This is a genomic window from Micromonospora sp. CPCC 206060 (genome assembly GCF_036906895.1).
In the GTDB taxonomy this organism is placed as follows: Bacteria; Actinomycetota; Actinomycetes; order Mycobacteriales; family Micromonosporaceae; genus Micromonospora.
Genome location: NZ_JBAKHU010000003.1, coordinates 166,542 through 184,493 on the forward strand (window position 1 = coordinate 166,542; position 17,952 = coordinate 184,493).

The following is a 17,952-nucleotide window of genomic DNA, read 5'->3' on the forward strand; positions in this document are numbered from 1 at the left end:
CACCTCAGGAGTACGGATGCTCAAGGGATTCAAAGACTTCATCATGCGCGGGAACGTCGTCGACCTGGCGGTCGGTGTCGTCATCGGTGCCGCGTTCACCGGCGTGGTCACCCAGCTCACCAAGTCGTTCCTGGACCCGATGATCCGGGTCTTCGTCGTGCTGCTCACCGGCAGCAAAAAGGGGCTGGAAGGCAGCGTGCTGATGGTGAAGGGCATCGGGTTCGACTGGGTGGCCTTCATCAACGCGCTGATCACCTTCCTGCTCACCGCCGCCGCGCTCTACTTCCTGGTCGTGTACCCGATGAACAGGCTGGCCGAGCGGCGTAAGCGCGGCGAGGAGCCACCCCCGGCGGCCCCGAGCGAGGAGGTCAAGCTGCTCACCGAGATCCGGGACGCGCTCGTGGTGGCCGGCCGGGTACCGGCACAGCAGCGGGGCGCCCTGGACGACCTGCTCGACCGGGACCGGCCGCAGTCGGGCCAGTGACCTGCCGTCCGCCGGCCGCGTACCCGTTCCGTGGGTACGCGGCCGGCGTCGTACAGGTGTTCGATAGAGTCCGGCCATGGAGCAGCGGGCGCACTGGTGGAACGGCAGGTGGGGGCGGATGGCCCGGCGGGACGTCTACCTCCGGGTGGACGCCGACCGGTGGCACGTCGAGCAGCGGGCCGGCGGCGCCGAGGGGGTCTCCCGCTTCTACGAGTACGACAGCGCCGAGGCGGCGTACGACACGATCCGGGCGCTGCTCGAAGGCACCGACGACTGGCGGGAGCTGTCGCCCCGCCCGCCCGGCGTTTAGCCGCCGGTGCACCGGGGAACCGGGCAAGAATGACGCAGCAGGGCACCTCACCGCAGTCGCTCCTGTCCCGGGTCACCACCGGCATGCGGGTGGTCGACGTGACCGGCGCCGAGGTCGGCACGGTCGACCTCGTGCAGCGGGGTGACCCGAACGCGGTGACCGTGCAGGCGCCGACCGCCGATCCGGGTGGCAGCCTGGACGAGCTGATCGCCTCCGCCGCCACCGAGGAGCCGGACGTGCCCGCCGATCTGGCCGCCCGACTGCTCCGTACCGGTTATCTGAAGGTCTCCACCGGCACCGCGCCGACCGGCGCGGTGTACGTGCAGGCGGACCAGATCGCCGGGGTGGACGACGGTACGGTCCGGCTGGACGTGGCCGCCGCCGACCTGACGCCGGAGGACTGACCCGGGCCCGGCGGGCGGGGTCAGGTGCGGGCCTGCTCCGCTGGTACGGGCAGCTCGACCGGCTCGACACCAGCGGGACCGGGTCCGGCTGAGCCGGGGTCGTGGTCATCGGTGCCGGCCCTGCCGGTGGCGGCACCCGCCCGCTCGTCCGTCGTGCGGCGCTGCCGGAACAGCAGCAGCATCAGCCAGCCGGACAGCAGCCCCCAGAAGGCGCCGCCGACCCCGAGCAGGGTGACCCCCGAGGCGGTCACCACCAGCGTGACAATGGCCGCCTCCCGGGCGTCCGGTTCCGCGACGGCGGCGGTGACCGCGCCGGACAGCGCACCGAGCAGCGCCAGCCCGGCGACTGCCTCGATCAGTACCGGCGGGGCGAGCAGGACCAGTCCGGCCACGGCGGTGGCCCCGCAGCCGAGCAGGACGTAACCGGCACCGGCGGTCACCGACGCGATCCAGCGCCGCTCCGGCCGGGGGTGGGCGTCCGGGCCGGCGGCCAGCGCGGCGGTGATCGCCGCCAGGTTGACCGCGTGGGCACCGACCGGGGCCGCGAGCGTGGTCGCCACTCCGGTGGCGCGCAGGATCGAGCCGAACGGCGCCCGGTAGCCGTACCCGGTCAGCACCGCCATCCCGGGCACGTTCTGCGCGGCCATGGTGACCAGGAAGAGCGGTACCGCCAGGCCGATCATGGCGGGCAGGCTCCAGGTCGGCGCGGTGAGATCGAGCGTGGGCCGGAACGTCGTACCGGCCAGCCCGCCGGGCGGGGCGGTCAGCGCGATCGCCACGACTGCGGCGAGCAGCGCCCCGGGCACCGCCCAGCGGCGGGCGAAGCGGTGGAGCAGCAGCCAGGCCACGATCACCGGTCCGGCCAGCGCGGGTACGTCGACCAGTGCGCGGACCGGCGCGATGCAGATGTTCAGCAGGACCCCGGCGAGCATCGCCCCGGCCAGCGGTTTCGGGATCGCGGCGATCGCCCGGCTGAGCGGCGGGAAGAGCCCGGCGGTCAGGATCAGCAGTCCGCAGGCGAGGAACGCGCCGACCGCAGCCGGCCAGCCGCCGGGCACCGGGCCGGTGCTGACCAGCAACGCGGCGCCCGGGGTCGACCAGGCGATGCTGATCGGCAGCCGGTGGCGCAGTCCGAGCCAGATCGCGCTGAGCCCCATCGCGACGCAGAGCGCGGAGAGCCCGGAGGCGGCCTGCGTGCCGTCGGCACCGACCGCCCGCAGGCCGGCCAGCACGATCGCGAACGAACTGGCGAAGCCGACCAGGGCGGTCACCACGCCGGCCAGCACCGGTTGCAGCCGTCCCACGGTGTCTCCTCCCCCGACCGTTCCGTTTACGGAACGATGCCATGCTGCACCATAGCGGTATGTCACCGCGCCCACCAACCGTCTCGCCCGGTCCCGGTGCCGTCGAGATCGGCCGCCGGCTCCGGGCGCTGCGCGAGGAACGCAGCCTGTCGCTCTCCCTGCTGGCCCGCCGGGCCGGTGTCGGCAAGGCCACCCTCTCCGGGTTGGAGAACGGTACCCGCAACCCCACCCTGGAGACGCTCTGGGCGGTCACCGCGCAGCTCGGCGTACCGCTGACCGCCGTCATCACGGAAGCCGGTGGCGGCGCTGCCACGGTCCGGGGTACGGCCGTCGCCGCCACTCTGCTGGAGGTCTTCACCGAGGCCGCAGCCAGCTACGAGCTGTACCGGATGGTGGTCCCACCGGGCGCGACCCAGACCTCCCCCGCCCACCAGGCAGGAGTCACCGAACACGTCACGGTGTTCACCGGGGTGCTCCGGGCCGGGCCGTTGGACGCCCCGCTGCTGGCTGGCGCCGGGGAACACATCTCGTGGCGCTCGGACGTCCCGCACGGGTACGCCTCGATCGGCACCGAGGAGGTCCAGGCGACCCTGCTGATCCGCTACCCGCGCGGTTGACGGCGGCGTACGGTCAGCTCAGCGACGCCTCCAGCAGGGCGATGGTGCTCAACGTCACCTGATCGCGGATCCGGTTGACCGACGACTCCCACTGCCGGGTGAAGCCGGGCCGGCGTTCCAACGCGCGCCAGACCGGCAGCACCGACTCGTCCAGCCGGGCCGCCGGCATCCAGAGGTGCAGCAGACAGTCGATCGCCGGCCGGAGCCGCTCCACCTTCTGCGCCCGGGTGCCGGGCGCGGTCAGGCTCGCCTCCATCAGTGCCAGCAGCGTGGTCAGCAACCAGTCGTGCAGGGCCAGGTCCTCGCAGAGGGCGACGACCGCCGCCACGTCGTCATGCCCGACGGTCAGCTCCAGCGTCCGCAGCGTCTCGGACTCCACCCGGAAGGTGCCCTGCGCCTCGGCCGCCGGATCGTCCGACGGGAGCACCGCCCAGCGCAGCCGGGTCCGCCGGCTACGGAACGGCGGGCGGCGGTCCAACCGGGTCGACTCCTGCACCGCGTCGATCAGCCGGGCGCAGATCGCGCCGAGGTTGAGCACCTGGGACGGACTGCCCGTGGTGAGGAAGCCGCGGACCACGTCCCGGGCGTCCACCTTGCCGATCGTCTCCAGCCGGCCCGGCCGGGACAGGTAGTGCGACCAGGGCAGCCGGCGGTTCGCCTCGGCCCGGCCCACCAGGGTGTACGTCGAGCCCTGCAGGACGTGCCCCCCGGTCACGGTGGCATGGGACACCACGGTCCCGACCCCCCGGGTCCGGCTGCCCGATCCGGTCGGCAGGAGGCAGTCCACCCCGGTGAGCTGGTCCGGCGAGACGACGTACGCGATCGGGCGCTCGGACCGGCGGACCCGCTCGCCCACCAGCAGGTCAAGCAGTTGCGTGGTGTGCTCCAGGGAGAGCGAGGTCGAATTCTGCAGCAGTCCGGTGTGGACCTCGCCCAGGGTCAGCATGGCACCTCCGCAACCCGGTGATCGGCATCGTCGGTCGCGGCGCCCAATTCGAGGTGGCCGCACGCACCGGTTGATTGCATCCCATCATCGTCCGCGTGCGCAATGGGCGCGCCGCCGGGTCGATGGACCGCTCCGGGAGGCAGGAATTGGCCGGAATTCCGACCGGCCATTCGGCAATCACCGCAACCGATGTGGCCGAAATGTCCGCGCTGATCATCGGGCCCACAATTCTTGCTTCCCGTTGCTACGGTTGCGACACGCGCCGCTCACGCCACAAGGGAGCCGCCGTGACCAAGGTCTACGTTTCCGCGACCTTCCGCGATCTACAGGAATGTCGCGCCGCGGTGCAGCTCGCCCTCCGCCGGCTACGGGTGGAGGACGTCGCCATGGAGTCCTACGTCGCTGAGGACCGCCGCCCCCTGGAACGGTGTCTCGCCGACGTCCGCGAGTGCGACATCTACATCGGCATATTCGCCTGGCGCTACGGCTTCATCCCGACCGGGTACGACCGGTCGATCACCGAACTGGAGTACCGGGAGGCGGTCAGCACCGGCAAACCGTGCCTGATCTTCCTGCTCGACGAGGACGCCCCCTGGCCCCGCCGGCACGTCGACCGAAACGGGGACGCCGACCGGATCGAACGGCTCCGGGCGGAACTGGCCGGCCGGCACATGTGCAGCCCGTTCACCGACCCGGCCGACCTGGCGACCCTGGTGACCGCAGCGGTGGCGAACTGCCTCGCCGAGCGTGCCCGGCCGGCACCCGGGCCACCCGCCCTCGGGCAGGACACCCTCACCCGGTACCTCGCCCGGCTGCGCCAGCACTACGGGGTGCTCGACTCCGACGCGCTCACCCCGGCCCAGACCGAGGACTACCTCCAGATCCAGCTCGCCTCGGTCTTCGTCGAGCCCTCCGTACGCGAGGACCCGCCGCCGGTGGAACTGCCTCGGGAGTGGCTGCTCCGGACGCTGCACGACGGCTGGTCCCGCATTGACGGCGCACTGGCCAACGTGGACCCGCCCGACCTGGTGCACCTGCGCGAGGCACACCGGGCGAAGCCGCTGCAGCGCCTCTTCGACGTACTCGGCTCCCCGGACCGACGCACGATGGTGCTGCTCGGCGATCCGGGAGCAGGCAAGTCCACCGCCGCCCGGTACGTGGTGCTCTCCCTCGCCTCCGGTCACCCCGACGACCGGCTCGGGGCGCTCAACGACCATCTGCCGTTGCTGGTGGAACTCCGGTCGTACGTCGCCTGGGCCGCCGGGGGCCGGGCCCAGGGTTTCATCGACTACCTGGACCAGCGGGCCGGCACCGACGGGCTCGGGGTGGAGCGGGGCGACCTGCTGCGGCACCTCGACGACGGAGGGCGGGCGGTCTTCATCTTCGACGGTCTCGACGAGATCCTCGACCGGCGCCGCCGGGAGGAGGTGACCAGCCAGATCGCCGGATTCGCCACGGACCACCCCGACGTCCGGGTCATCGTCACCTCGCGGAGCGTCGACTACTCCCGCCGGGTCCTCACCGAGGCCGGGTTCAGGCACTACACCCTCCAGGACCTGACCCCGGCGCAGGTGGACGAGTTCCTCGCCAGTTGGTACCGGCTGGCCATGCGGGACCGGCCGGAGGACGGCCGACTCCAGCGGGCCCGGCTGCTGGACACGATGCGGCACTCCCAGGCCATCCGCGAGTTGGCCGGTAACCCGCTGCTGCTGACCATCCTGGCGATCGTCGGCAGGCACCAGGAGCTGCCCCGGGAACGCTGGAAGCTCTACGACCACGCGGCCACCGTGCTGGTGGAGCAGTGGGACGTCAACCGGCACCTGCACGACCGAAACCAGGGCTCGGACTTCATCGACACCGAGGACAAGAAGGAGCTGCTACGCCGGCTGGCCCACCGGATGCAGTCCGCCGAACGCGGTCTGGCGGTCAACTGCATCCCGGCCGAGGAGCTGCACGAGATCTTCGAGAACTACCTCGTCGAGCGGTACCAGCGGGACCGGGCCGCAGCCCGGGCCGGCGCCCTCGCGATGATCCGGCAGTTTCGCGAGCGCAACTTCATCCTCAGCCGGTACGGCCCGCACGTCTATGGCTTCGTGCACCGCACCTTCCTGGAGTTCTTCTGCGCCGAGGCGCTGCTCACCCGGTTCCAGCACGACCAGGTGCTCACCTTCGACGAGCTTCGGGAGCTGTACCGCGAGCACTGGGGGGACAACTCCTGGCGGGAGGTGCTACGGCTGCTCTGCGGGGCCCTGCACCACCGGTACAGCGCCCAGTTGATCGAGCTGCTGACCAGCGAGGTCAACCGGCCCTGGCCGCCGGGCCCGTTCACCCCGCCGCCGTGGAACCTCGCCCTGGCCGTGCAGTGCCTCGCCGAGGTACGCAACGTCAGCACCGTCGAACGCCCGGCCCGGGCCCTGCTGCGACAGATCATCCTGCTGCTGGAGCACGGCGTCGGGATCGACGACACCGAGACCGCCGCCCTGTTCGAGGAGGAGATTCTGCCGGCGGCGAAGGCGATCGGCGCGAACTGGCCGGGGCGGGAGAGCTATCTGTCCTGGTACAAGCGCCGTGGTGTCCGGGTGGTCTGGAGCCCGGTTTCGGCACACGCCGCCCGCCTGGCGGCCCTGCTCGCCACCCCCGCCGAGCGGATCGACGACCTGTTCGACGAGGTCCTCGGGTCGATCCGGGACAGTCCGGCGGCGTACGCCTCGGTGGCCGGCCTGGCCGAGGTGGCCCAGCTGGCGACGACCGCCGTCGACAGCGCGGCGCACGAGGCCGCTGCCACGCGGACCCGCGACCGGCTGATCCGACGGGCCCGTGACGAGGACTACTCCGGGGTACGCCTGGCGGCCGTGCAGGCGGTCGGCGAACGCTTCGGCGGCGACCCGAAGGCGGGTGACCTGCTGCTGGAACGGGCCGGCGCGGACCGGTACCACAAGGTCCGGCTCGCCGCCGTCCAGGCGCTCGGCGAGCGTTTCGACACCCGCCCCGGGGTACGCGACCTGCTGCGCCAGCGCGTCCGGGTGGACGAACACCCGGCCGTCCGGCTGGCTGCCGTCGGGCTGCTCGGTGAGCGGTACCCCGGCGACGACGGGCTGCGCGGGGAACTGCTGGACTGCCTGCGTACCGACCGGGACCCGACGGTGGTGCGGACGGCGGCGCAGGTGCTGGTGGAGCGGTTCGCCGCCGGGGCGGCCGTCCGTGACCTGCTGGTCGCACGGGCCGGCGACGACACCGACCGGGTGCTCCGCCGGGCGGTGGTGCGGGTCCTCGGTGAGCGCTTCGCCGCGGACCCGGCCGTCCGCGAACTGCTGCTGGACCGGGTCCGGGCGGACCGGGACGTCGGGGTGGTCCGGGCGGCCGGCCGGTGCGTCCTGGATCAGGGTTGGGGCACCGTCGAGCTGCGGGACCTGCTGGTGAAGCGGCTGCACCACGACGCGGACGAGGCGGTCCGCCGGGCGGCACTGAAACTGCTGGTGCGGTCGGTCCACCGGGACCCGTCGCTGGTCGATCTCCTGGTCGGGGTGGCCGACCGGGACGCCGACGCGGATGTCCGGCTGCTCGCCGCGGTCGCGCTCGCCGACCGGATCGGCACCGAGCCGAGCGCCGGGGCCGCGTTGAGCCGCCTGGCCCGGACCGACCCGGACGCCCGGGTCCGGCTGGTCGCGGTCCGGTCACTGGTGGACCGGGTCGGCCTCGATCCGGCGGTACGGACCGCGCTGACCGGGCTGGCCGCCGACGACCCGGACGCCGACATCCGGCTCGCCGCGGTCGCCGCGCTCGCCGAGTGTGTACCCGGCAACGACGCGATGCGCCGGTTGATGATCGGTCGGGCCCGGGCGGACAGCGACCCGACGGTCCGGCTGGCTGCGCTCCGGGCGGTCACCGGCGAGGTCGGGTACTCCGACGCGCTGCTGGTGGACCGGGCCCGGCAGGACGCCGACGGTCCGGTCTTCGCGCATGCGGCGACCACCGTGCTGGACCGCGACGGCGCCACCGGGCCGACCCGGGAACTGCTGGTCGGGCGGGTGCGTGATCCGGGCAACGCGCGGATCCGGCTGGTGGCGGTACGCCTGCTGGTCGAGCGGTTCGAGGTGGACGTGGCAGCCCGGGAACTGCTGCTGGAGCGGGTACGCGACGATCCGGACGCGGAGGTGGTCCGGGAGGCGGCGGTGGCCGTGGTCCGGTCCGCCGGCCCGGACCAGGAACAGTGCCGGATGCTGGTGGAGCGGGCCACCGGCGACGACGTACCGGTGCGGTGTGTGGCGCTGCGCGTACTGGGTGAGTGGTTCGGTGCCGACCGGACGGTGCGGGAGTTGCTGATCCGGCGGGCCACCGACGATGCCGACGTGCAGGTACGCCGGGAGGTGCTGCGGGTGCTCGGGGAGCGGCTGGCCGATCACCCGGAGGTCCGGACGCTCTTCGTCGACCGGCTGGTCGACCCGGACTGGTCGGTACGCGGAACAGCGGTGCTCGTCCTCGGCCTGCACTTCGGTCGGGACGAGACGACCCGGTCGGTCCTGGCCGGGTTGGCCCGCGACGATGCCGATCCGGGTTTCCGGCGGCTGGCCGGGCAGGCGTTGACCTGGCTACCGGAAGCCGACCCCGATCACCTGCCGGACCTCGGCCCGTGAGCCGGTCAGTGGACCTTTTTCCACCGGGCCCCTGCGGCGGCTGCGCCCCGATCCCCACCTGCGGCCACGACGGACCGCGACGGGAGGCGGAAGAAGGTTCAGTCGTGCACGAAGGCGTACTCGATCCGCTCGATGAGATCCTTCGGCAGGTCGATATGTTCGGCGCGGCTGCGGGTGTGGATCTGGTCGAGTACCGCCGGGGTCACCGAGACCTGGCTGAGGATGGTCCGCACCGCGTGCTCCACCGGCAGGAACCGCGACCCGAGCACGGAGAACGTCCGGTACGCGCTGAACGGGGCGGCGTGCGGGTTGAGTTTGACCACGGCGGGCAGCTCGTCCCACTCGTCCGGCCAGTCGTCGAGCTGGTACGGGTTGGTGACCCGTTCACCGTCGTGCCGGAGCAGGCCGAGACGCATCAGTTGCCAGACGGCGGCGAGGAACGGGCAGGACCAGCGACGGCCACCGTCCACCTCGTCCCAGAGTTCGACATCGAGAAAAATGGAGTGCCGGTTGACCGCGTTCTGGGCCGGCGGCAGCCAGGCGCGGTCCCCGCTCATCGCCTGGCCGGGCCCGACGGTCGGCGATCTTCGGCCGTTGCAGAGCCAACCGGTCTCGGTGGTCGGTGGGCGGTCCCCGGTGGTCTCCGGTACCGGGTCCGAGACGAGCTGGGTCAGCACCAGCTCGGCCAGCGGGATGTCGTCAGCCCGCGCACAGCCCGATTCCCGGGCGAAATAGTCGATGACCAGGCCGGTGTCCCGGGCGGCCTCGGTGGTCAGCCGCATCACCTCACCGGGGGTGCTGAACCGGGTGAAGTAGTCGTCGATCAGAAAGCAGGTGCTGATCCGGGCCCGGCCGGTCGGGGTCCGGGCGGAACACGACTGCCGCGCGGCGGCCACCCACGGCGCGATCCGGGTGAAGTGCCGGCGCAACTGCTCCACCCCGCCGGCGAACTCCTCGATGTAGAGGTGACCCAGCTCGATCGAGAGGTGCGACAGCGGGACCGATTCGACGGTGCGTCTGGCAGTGGTCTCCTCGAAGGTCACTCCCGGGCGGTTCACAGCGTCTCCCAGGCCGTGTCGTCGACGATCCGCTTGGCCAGGGAGTCGAACGCCTCCACCGTCTCCCGGTTGGCGATCCGCCGGGCCCACACGTCGTTGTCCGAGATGAGCTGCTCCCGCCACTGGAGCACCGGGTCCAGCGGGACCGAACCGAGCACCAGGGTGCGGCCGACCCGCTCCCGGCTGGCCAGCTCCAGCAGGTCCTGGTTGCAGGCCCGCAGCCAGGCGAGCTGGGCCGGCTGGAGCCCTTCCAGCTCGGGCGAGTCAGGGTCGACCACGGCGGTACGGACGAACCGCAGCGAATTAGCCACCCGGGCCCGGTCGTGGCCGTTCCGTTCGGCGGACTCCAGGATGCCCCGCTGCCCGTGGACCAGTCCGGAGGCGGCGAGGACGTGCTGCCGGGTCCAGCGGTGGAACACCAGCCAGCGCCAGCGGAGCTCCCTCAACTCCGGCCGCGCGGTCGCGGCGAGCACGATCTCGGTGGCGTACGACCGGCCGGCGCTGAGGTCGATCAGGATGACGTCGAACTCCTCGTCCAGCCGGAGGAAGAGCCGGCCGCAGCGTTCGATGTTCTCCCGGGTGTTGGGGAACTCGCCGCCACCGCTGTCCCCGGGTAGCAGCACCAGCCGGCCCGCGCCGGGCGGACGGTCCCGCAGGCTGGGCCGGTCGGAATCGGCCCACACGTCGATCCGCTGCGGCTCGGCGAGCGCCCCGTCCAGGTAGGAGTGCAGGCCGCCCCGGGTGGTACCGCGCAGCGCGTGGTTGATGTTGAAGATCGCCCCGGCGGTCGGCGAGCCGAAGTCGAAGTCGAGGTAGCAGACGTCACTGCCCTGCAACGCGCTGCGGTAGAGCACGTTGCTGCTGGTCACCGAGCGGCCGGTGCCACCCTTGTCGGACGTCGCGAAGATCAGCATGTCAGCCCGCCTCCGTCACGTCGCGCCGGGCCGCCTCGAACTCGTCGAGGGTGAGCAGCACGTCGAGGGCGAGGGCCATGGACGCGCCCGGCTTGTCCTGGAGGATCTCCCGACCCCGGCGCAGGTTGACCCGGATGTTGTACATCGACTCGCGCAGCCGGGGATTGGCCTCGGCGGTACCGCTGAGCAGCTCCATGTCGTAGAGGTGCTCCGCCTCGCTGAGCAGGTCCCGCGCCATCGCCGCGAGCCTTTCGCTGCGCAGCGGCGGGTGGGCGAGGATCTCGGCGCTGTTGACCAGCCCGTGCACCACCCGCTCGGTGTGGTACCAGGAGGGTTCGGCGTAGTGCAACGGCACCCGGTTGAAGACCCGGTCCGGCTGGTCCCACAGGCTCCGGCCGGGGCCCTCGGCGAGACGCCGGAGTAACAGGTGGTCCCAGGTCCGGTCGGCGAGGTCGAGCACCTCGTCCCGGTGCCGCGCGTCGCTGAGCAGCTTCGCGATGACCGCCGCGCGTTGCAGCAGGAGTGCGGAGAAGTCGCTGACCACCCAGGAGAGCTGTGAACCACCGAGCAGGTCGCTGCCGACCAGATGGAACCGTACGCCCGGACTGTGCAGGGCCAACGCCGGGTCGTGCTCGTAGGTCCGGCGGGTGATCCGGGCCCGGTTCGCCAGCTCGGTCAGCACCGCACCGACCCGGGAGAGCTCGGCGTCCGACCCCCGGTCGTTGACCAGACCCTTCACCGCCAGCGAGGTGACCAGCAGGGTGAAATAGTCCGACGACTCCTGGTCGGTGGTACGCCAGGGGATGTCCTCCAACGGCCAGCGGGGGCCTTCACCGAAGGTCGCCACCTTGGCCCAGTACGTCCGGGTCAGCTCCCAGCGCAGTTGCAGGGCGCGGGCCAGCCGTTGCTGTTCCTCGTTGAGCAGGCCCAGGATGCGGGTCCGTTCGGAGAAGAGGTCCTCGATCGCGTCCAGGGCGATGACCGTGAAGTAGAGGTACGGGGCGTCCTGCGCGAGTCCCTTCGGCTGTTCGCCGACCGGCTCCTCGGTCTTGATCGCGGGGGCGTCCTTGACCACCCCCCAGGACCAGCCACACTCGAAGAGCCGGTCGGCCGGGTCCAGCTCGAGCACCTGGCCGGAGCCGATGGTGATCTCACGGAAACTCGCCATGGTCTGTTCGAGCGCGCTGCGCAGCTGGGCGACGACCTGCCGTTCGGGCAGATGTCCCTGGTTGACGGTACGGATCAGCGCCTGGCCCTCGGGAGAGTCGGCGTCGAAGGGATAGACCGAGAAGCTGCGTAGCAGCCCGACCATCGCGGCGCTCAACCGGATGCTGGCGAACTGCTCCAGCCGGTCGATCTCCTGGTGGGTCTCGCTGCGGGTCACCGTCTTCCGGAAGACCTTGAGGAAACCGACGGTGGCCAGCGACAACGTCACCGACATCGCGAAAGAGTCGACGATGTCGAGACGCTTCTGGTCGCTGGTCGGCGGCCCTCCCTCGTGGTGCACCTCGAAATAGCTGCCGCCCGAGAAGACCGGTGTCCCCGATTCGTCGGTGTACTTGGTGAAATACTCGGTAAGCACCCTGATCAGGACCCGGGGTATCTGCGTCGCGTTACCGAGCGGACGCAGGACGCGGATCATCTCGGACGCTGATTCGTTCGGGTTGTCGATCTTGAATGTCGGTACCCGGGTCGCCGGTAGCAACAGGCAGAGCAGTTGCTCCGCGTCACTGATCGAATTGGAGCCGTCCCGGCCACCCCAGTGCCACTGGTCGTCGCGCCAGGACGCCCGTACGGTGGCCGCCCAGATCTCCAGAAGCTGCTGACGAGGCTGAATCCTCATCTGTCCTGCACCACCATCCGCCATTCACCGCCCGCTCCACCAGCCGTTTCGTGTTCACCGGTGCGGGGCGCCGGAACCTGCCGAATACGAGAAGCTGTCGGAGAAACGTGAACGAGGCTCCTGAGAGACCGGACCCGGTGGAGGGTCCGACCATTGAGGATCCGCGTCTTATCAGCCAATGATGGCGTACGCGTCAAGCGGGCAGAAAGAGGGCGGGGCGCGACGGGACGCACTTCCCCAGTGGTGGTGAAAACGGACGTCCGCCGGCCGGTCAGGGACGCGGCGCGGGTACCGGCAACCGCCGCTGCACCGCCCAGAGCGCGGCCTCTGTCCGGGAGGCCGAGCCGGTCTTGCGCAGCAGGTTGGAGACGTGCACGGTGACCGTCCGGACGGAGATGCCGAGCGACCGGGCCACCTGCTTGTTGGACATGCCGGCGGCGAGGCAGCCGAGCACCTCGATCTCCCGGCCGGTGAGTTCGGCCTCCGCGACACCGACGGCCGGCACGGGTCCGGCCTCCGCGACGCCGGTGCCGGCCACCCGTGCGGGGTCCGCCGTGCGCGCGGCGGGCAGGTGCAGATGCTCCGGCAGCGGCTGGCGGGCCAACGCCTCCGGATGCTGCCCGGAATGGGCGGCCAGCAACTCGGTCAGCCAGTACGGGTTGCCCCCGGTCCGCTGCCACACCACGTCCACCACCGGCGGTGGGGGCATCCGACTCTCGTACACCTGGGCCAGCACCTCGGCGACCTCGGTACGGGACAGCGGTCCGAGGTGCTGCCGGACAGCCCCCGGGGCACCGGAGAGCCGGGCGAGCGTCCGGGCGGTCAGGTGCGGGTCCACGGCGGCGGAGGGCGGCCGGCTCGCCACGATGACCAGCACCGGCAGGTCCGGCGCGGCGGCCAGCTCGCCGACCAGGTTGAGGCTGGCCGGGTCGAGGGCGTGCAGGTCCTCGACGATCACGACCGCCGGGCCGGTACCGACCAGCAGCCGCACCGCGCGTACCGCCAGCCGCAGCAGGGCCCCCGGCGCGTACCGCTCCCGGGGGGCGTTGGGCTGCTGGGCGAGCCAGGCCAGCGCGTCGGCCGGCAACGGCAGCTCGTGGGTGTCCCGGCAGCTCAGTACGGCGGCGAGCCAGTCGTACGGCGCCGGCTCGTGCACCCGGGCGGCACCGGAGAGCACGATCCGCGGTCGGGGTGCGAAGCCGTCGAGCCCCGCCGCGACCAGCAGACTCTTGCCCACCCCGGCGGCTCCGGTGATCACCACGGTCCGGGGGACCGGGCGTCGCCCGTGGGTGACCCGCCGCCATGCCCGGCGCAGCTCGGCAAGTTCACCATGCCGCCCGACCATGGACACCGGCATCATGGGACAACTCTACGCACTAGTGCGTAGAGACGAACGCATGGTGTTCTTGGCAAGCTGATATGCATGACCCTGATCCTCCGTACCGCCATACTCAGCGACGCCGGCCTGGTCCGGGCCAACAACGAGGACACCGCCCTGGCCGGCGAACGGCTGGTGGCGGTGGCGGACGGGATGGGCGGGCTACCGGCCGGCGAGGTGGCCAGCGAGATCGTCATCCGGATCCTGCACGACCTGGCGCTGCCCGGTACGCCGGAGGAGGCGCCCGCCGTCCTCCGCGCCGCGATCAGTATCGCCAACCAACGGATCCGGGCCGCGATCGGCTCCGACCCGGCCCGGGAGGGGATGGGTACCACCCTCACCGCCGGGCTGCTCGCCGCCGACCGGTTGACCATCGCCCAGGTCGGTGACTCCCGCTGCTATCTGTTCCGTCAGGGGATGCTGCGCCAGCTCACCCGGGACGACACCTTCGTGCAGGCGCTGGTCGACCAGGGCGCGCTCACCGTGGAGGAGGCCCGCCGGCACCCGCAGCGGTCCCTGATCACCCAGGCGGTGCAGGGTGAGGACCGGCCACCTGCGATCGGGGTGCTTGCCGTCGTACCCGGTGACCGGTTGCTGCTGTGCAGTGACGGGCTCTCCGACTACGTCGAGGACATCGCGATCGGCACCGCCCTGGCCAGCTACACCGACCGCCAGCAGTGCGTGGAGCAGCTGGTCAAGCTGGCCCACCAGGCCGGCGCCCCGGACAACGTGACGGTCGTGGTGGCCGATGTCGACCTGGTGGGGCCGGTCCACTAGGTAGTTGAACCAGCTAGGTAGCTCCGCTATCGTCCCCTCCATGGAGACCGACCGGCGCAGCCAGTGGCTGCGCGGCGTGCTCGACCTCTGCGTACTGGCCCTGCTCGACGAGCAGGAGTCCTACGGCTACCAGCTCGCCCAGGCGCTCGACATGGCCGGCATCGGCCCGATCCAGGGCGGCACGCTCTACCCGGTACTGCTGCGGTTGCAGCGCACCGGACTGATCGTCGCCGACTGGCGGGCCGGCGACGCCGGCCCGGCCCGGAAGTACTACCGGCTCACCGAGACCGGGCGGCAGGCCCTCCGGCACGGCGGGCACGACTGGCAGACCTTCAGCACCAGGGTGACCACGCTCATCGGCAAGGGGGACGACAGGTGAACGGTGCGCAGTGGCTGGACGCGTTCGCAGCGGAGCTGGGCCGGCGCGGGGTGGATCCGGAGACCGCCCGGCACGTGGTCGCCGAGGCCGCCACCCACCTGCGCGAGAGCGGCGAGCATCCGACCCAGGTGTTCGGCAACCCGTCCGGGTACGCCTCGGCCGTCGCCGACAGCCTCGGCCCGCCGCCACCGCCACCGCCGGGCCCGGCCCGCCGGCCCGGTCCGGTCCGGCTGCACGCGACCGGCATCAGCAAGCGGTACGGCCGGCGGACCGTCCTGCACTCCGCCGACCTCACCGTACGGGCCGGGCAGATCGCCGCCATCGTCGGCGCCAACGGCTGCGGCAAGAGCACCTTCCTACGCATCTGCGCCGGACTGATCACACCGGACAGCGGCCAGGTGCAGGTGGTCGGCAGCCTCGGGTACTGCCCGCAGCAGGGCGGCACCGCCGACTTCCTGCTGGCGGACGAGCACTTCACGCTCTTCGGCGCGGGCCAGGGGATCAGCCGCCGGCAGGCGCTGACCGACGGTCGCTCGGCGGTACGGGTCCTCGGCTGGGACGCCCCGTCCGACACCCTCGCCCGGCACCTCTCCGGCGGCACCCGGCAGAAGCTCAACCTCGCCCTGACCACGATGACCCAACCGGACGTGCTGCTGCTCGACGAGCCCTACCAGGGCTTCGACCGGGGCACGTACATCAACTTCTGGGACCAGCTCTGGCAGCTCCGGGACGCCGGTAGGGCGGTCGTGGTGGTCACCCACCTGCTCACCCAGCTCGACCGGGTGGACGTCGTACTCGATCTGACCCCTGCCGCGACCACCCGGGGAGGCCGCTGATGGGCCGGCTGTTCACCATCGCCGAGATGACCCTGCGGGAACTGGTACGCCGTCGGGGTGTGCTGGCCCTGCTGCTGCTCATGCCGCTGGCGTTCTACCTGATCCGGCGGGACGGCTACGTCGGCCAGTCGATCCGGTCGCTGATGCTCGGCGTGGCCTGGGCGGTGAGCACCGCCGCCCTGTTCGCCACCGGCGCCGCACGCGAGCTGGAACCCCGGCTCCGGCTGGCCGGGTACCGGCCGCACCACCTCTACCTGGGCCGGATGATCGGTCTCTGGGCGCTGGGACTGGTGCTGTCCGTGCCGTTCCTGCTGCTGGTACTCGTCGACGCGCCCGACTTCGTCCGGTACGGCGGGGTGGCCGCCGCGATGCTCTGCTGCGTGGCGGTGGCGGCGCCGTTCGGCATGCTGATCGGGGCGGTGCTCCCCCGCGACCTGGAGGGCACCCTGCTGCTGCTCACCGTGGTCGCCGTCCAGATGCTGATCGATCCGGCGGGGACCGGCGCGAAGTTCACCCCGTTCTGGGCCAGCCGGGAGATCGCCACCTGGGCGGTCGACCGGACCGGCGACGGTTACCTTCTCCGGGGTGGCCTGCACGGGCTGGCCGTCACCCTCATGCTGGTGCTGCTGGTCGCGGGGGTGTTCACCATCCGGCTGCGCCGTCGTCGGCACATCCGCTACCTGCCCGCGCACTGATCCCCCTGCGGGCACACACACCCCGCCGCGCTGCTCCGTTTCCAGGAAAACGGGGCGTCCGCCCGGTGCGGACCACCCGACCTCCTGGGAACGGAGTGGATCACGTCACCCACCACCCGAATCCGGTTGCGCGGGTACGGCAGGGGGCGTTGGGATGGGCGGATGGAGATCCGCCGGTTGACCACGGACGAGTTGGTGACGCACAGCTTCCCGCTGCGCATGTACGCCTTCCAGCCCTCCCCCGAGACGGCCGACCGGACCGACCAGGCCCGCAGGCTGGCGGCGCTCCACGAGGACAACCGCACGCTGGTGGTCCTCGACGGGGACACCTCGCTCGCCACGGCGACCGCGATCCCGATGCGGCAGAACGTCCGCAGTGCCATCCTGCCGATGGCCGGGGTGGCCGGGGTGGCCTCGCACCCGCTGTCCCGCCGGCAGGGCCACGTCCGCCGGCTGCTGCACCAGCTACTCGACGAGATGCGCGACGAGGGGCACCTGGTCAGCGCCCTCTACCCGTTCCGCCCCTCGTTCTACGAACGGTTCGGTTACGTCGGGCTACCGCTGTCCCGGACCGCCACCTTCGCACCCCAGGATCTCGGCCCGCTGCTCCGCGCCGACCTGCCCGGCGAGGTCAGCTGGCAGCGGATCAGCGCCGGCTACCCCCGGTACCGGGAGTTCACCGAGCGGTGCCTGCACCAGCGGCACGGTTTCTCGATCTTCTGCGGGCGCTGGGCCGAGCGCGTACGCGACATGGACGAACGGTGGCTGGTCACCGCCGAGATCGACGGGGCCACCGTCGGCACGCTCACCTACCGGATCGACGACCATGCCGGCGACCTGGTCGGTGACGACCTGCTCGCGGCTGACCCGGTGGCCCGTGCATTGCTGCTGCGCTTCCTCGCCGGCCACGCCGGCCAGGTGAGCCGGATCAGGGTCGAGGTGCCAGCCGACGAGTTCCCCGAACTGTGGGGCACCGACTTCGCCGTCACCACCGAGGCGCGGGTGTCCCAGCCGGACTACGCCGCCCCGATGGCCCGGCTACTGTCCCTGGAGGCACTGCCCGGTCTGCCCACCGGGCCGGGCCGGGTCCGGATCGAACTGGCCGACGACCGTTACCTCGCCGGCACCCACCTGCTCGACGGCACCAGCGGGCACCTGGAGGTCGGCAGCGCCGGGGCACCCGCGCCCACCGCCGTACTCACCGCAGCCGGACTCTCCGCCCTGGTCTACGGGGTGCTCGACCCGGTGGAGGTGGGGCTGCGCGGCCACGGGACGATCGGACCGGACGCCGCAGCCGAGCTGCGCCGGATCTTCCCGCGTCAACTCCCGTACATGTTCAGCGCCTTCTGACGCCCCACCCCGTCCCACCAGCT

At 71.8% G+C, this 17,952-nt stretch carries 16 protein-coding genes; 10 read left to right on the forward strand and 6 right to left on the reverse strand.

Translation table 11 applies throughout. From position 1 onward, the window contains the following. Positions 1–16: 16 nt before the first annotated feature. The 3 genes from mscL (at position 17) to V6U90_RS04825 (ending at position 1,198) form a co-directional block, all read left to right on the forward strand. The gene (gene mscL, locus V6U90_RS04815; RefSeq protein WP_334431325.1) at positions 17–484 is read left to right on the forward strand and encodes a large conductance mechanosensitive channel protein MscL; all 468 of its coding nucleotides are present in this window, start codon (positions 17–19) and stop codon (positions 482–484) included. A 76-nt stretch (positions 485–560) separates the two neighbouring features. After that, the gene (locus V6U90_RS04820) at positions 561–794 is read left to right on the forward strand and encodes a hypothetical protein (protein WP_334431326.1); all 234 of its coding nucleotides are present in this window, start codon (positions 561–563) and stop codon (positions 792–794) included. Positions 795–823: 29 nt separating this feature from the next. Beyond that, positions 824–1,198: a hypothetical protein gene (locus V6U90_RS04825; RefSeq protein ID WP_334431327.1), complete on the forward strand. Its 375-nt coding sequence runs from the start codon at positions 824–826 to the stop codon at positions 1,196–1,198. Between the two features lie 20 nt (positions 1,199–1,218). On the opposite strand, the gene V6U90_RS04830 is transcribed toward V6U90_RS04825, so the two are convergent. Continuing rightward, positions 1,219–2,502 (reverse strand): benzoate/H(+) symporter BenE family transporter, encoded by a 1,284-nt coding sequence (locus tag V6U90_RS04830; protein WP_334431328.1) that lies wholly within the window; start codon positions 2,500–2,502, stop codon positions 1,219–1,221. Between the two features lie 59 nt (positions 2,503–2,561). Between V6U90_RS04830 and V6U90_RS04835 the strand changes: the two genes are divergently transcribed. Further along, positions 2,562–3,119 carry a helix-turn-helix domain-containing protein gene (locus V6U90_RS04835; RefSeq protein ID WP_334431329.1) on the forward strand — a complete coding sequence of 186 codons (558 nt, stop codon included), beginning with the start codon at positions 2,562–2,564 and terminating at the stop codon, positions 3,117–3,119. A 13-nt stretch (positions 3,120–3,132) separates the two neighbouring features. On the opposite strand, the gene V6U90_RS04840 is transcribed toward V6U90_RS04835, so the two are convergent. Then, positions 3,133–4,065 (reverse strand): SCO2521 family protein, encoded by a 933-nt coding sequence (locus V6U90_RS04840; protein WP_334431330.1) that lies wholly within the window; start codon positions 4,063–4,065, stop codon positions 3,133–3,135. A 287-nt stretch (positions 4,066–4,352) separates the two neighbouring features. Here V6U90_RS04840 and V6U90_RS04845 point away from each other — a divergent pair, with 287 nt between their 5' ends. Next, positions 4,353–8,699, forward strand: a complete 4,347-nt coding sequence (locus V6U90_RS04845) for a HEAT repeat domain-containing protein (protein ID WP_334431331.1) — start codon at positions 4,353–4,355, stop codon at positions 8,697–8,699. Between the two features lie 98 nt (positions 8,700–8,797). On the opposite strand, the gene V6U90_RS04850 is transcribed toward V6U90_RS04845, so the two are convergent. From V6U90_RS04850 to V6U90_RS04865, 4 genes are all read right to left on the reverse strand, one after another. Next, positions 8,798–9,757: an SCO2522 family protein gene (locus V6U90_RS04850; protein WP_334431332.1), complete on the reverse strand. Its 960-nt coding sequence runs from the start codon at positions 9,755–9,757 to the stop codon at positions 8,798–8,800. Next, entirely contained in the window at positions 9,754–10,671 is a 918-nt protein-coding gene (locus V6U90_RS04855; protein WP_334431333.1) for an SCO2523 family variant P-loop protein, read from the reverse strand. Before V6U90_RS04855 ends, V6U90_RS04850 begins: the two co-directional genes overlap by 4 nt. 1 nt (position 10,672) lies before the next feature. Continuing rightward, positions 10,673–12,514 (reverse strand): SCO2524 family protein, encoded by a 1,842-nt coding sequence (locus tag V6U90_RS04860; RefSeq protein WP_334431334.1) that lies wholly within the window; start codon positions 12,512–12,514, stop codon positions 10,673–10,675. 271 nt (positions 12,515–12,785) lie between these two features. Beyond that, positions 12,786–13,874, reverse strand: coding sequence for a response regulator transcription factor (locus V6U90_RS04865; RefSeq protein ID WP_334431335.1), 1,089 nt, complete (start codon positions 13,872–13,874; stop codon positions 12,786–12,788). A 63-nt stretch (positions 13,875–13,937) separates the two neighbouring features. On the opposite strand from V6U90_RS04865, the gene V6U90_RS04870 reads away from it, so the two are divergent. The 5 genes from V6U90_RS04870 to V6U90_RS04890 all read left to right on the forward strand — a co-directional run bounded on the left by V6U90_RS04870 (position 13,938) and on the right by V6U90_RS04890 (position 17,929). Then, positions 13,938–14,669, forward strand: coding sequence for a PP2C family protein-serine/threonine phosphatase (locus tag V6U90_RS04870; RefSeq protein ID WP_334431336.1), 732 nt, complete (start codon positions 13,938–13,940; stop codon positions 14,667–14,669). A gap of 40 nt (positions 14,670–14,709) precedes the next feature. Then, positions 14,710–15,048, forward strand: coding sequence for a PadR family transcriptional regulator (locus V6U90_RS04875; protein WP_334431337.1), 339 nt, complete (start codon positions 14,710–14,712; stop codon positions 15,046–15,048). Next, positions 15,045–15,884 carry an ATP-binding cassette domain-containing protein gene (locus tag V6U90_RS04880; protein ID WP_334431338.1) on the forward strand — a complete coding sequence of 280 codons (840 nt, stop codon included), beginning with the start codon at positions 15,045–15,047 and terminating at the stop codon, positions 15,882–15,884. The genes V6U90_RS04875 and V6U90_RS04880 overlap by 4 nt, the downstream gene beginning before the upstream one ends. Further along, complete coding sequence (locus V6U90_RS04885) at positions 15,884–16,579, forward strand: hypothetical protein (protein ID WP_334431339.1); 696 nt, start codon at positions 15,884–15,886, stop codon at positions 16,577–16,579. The genes V6U90_RS04880 and V6U90_RS04885 overlap by 1 nt, the downstream gene beginning before the upstream one ends. A gap of 162 nt (positions 16,580–16,741) precedes the next feature. After that, positions 16,742–17,929, forward strand: a complete 1,188-nt coding sequence (locus V6U90_RS04890) for a GNAT family N-acetyltransferase (RefSeq protein ID WP_334431340.1) — start codon at positions 16,742–16,744, stop codon at positions 17,927–17,929. Positions 17,930–17,952 lie beyond the last annotated feature (23 nt).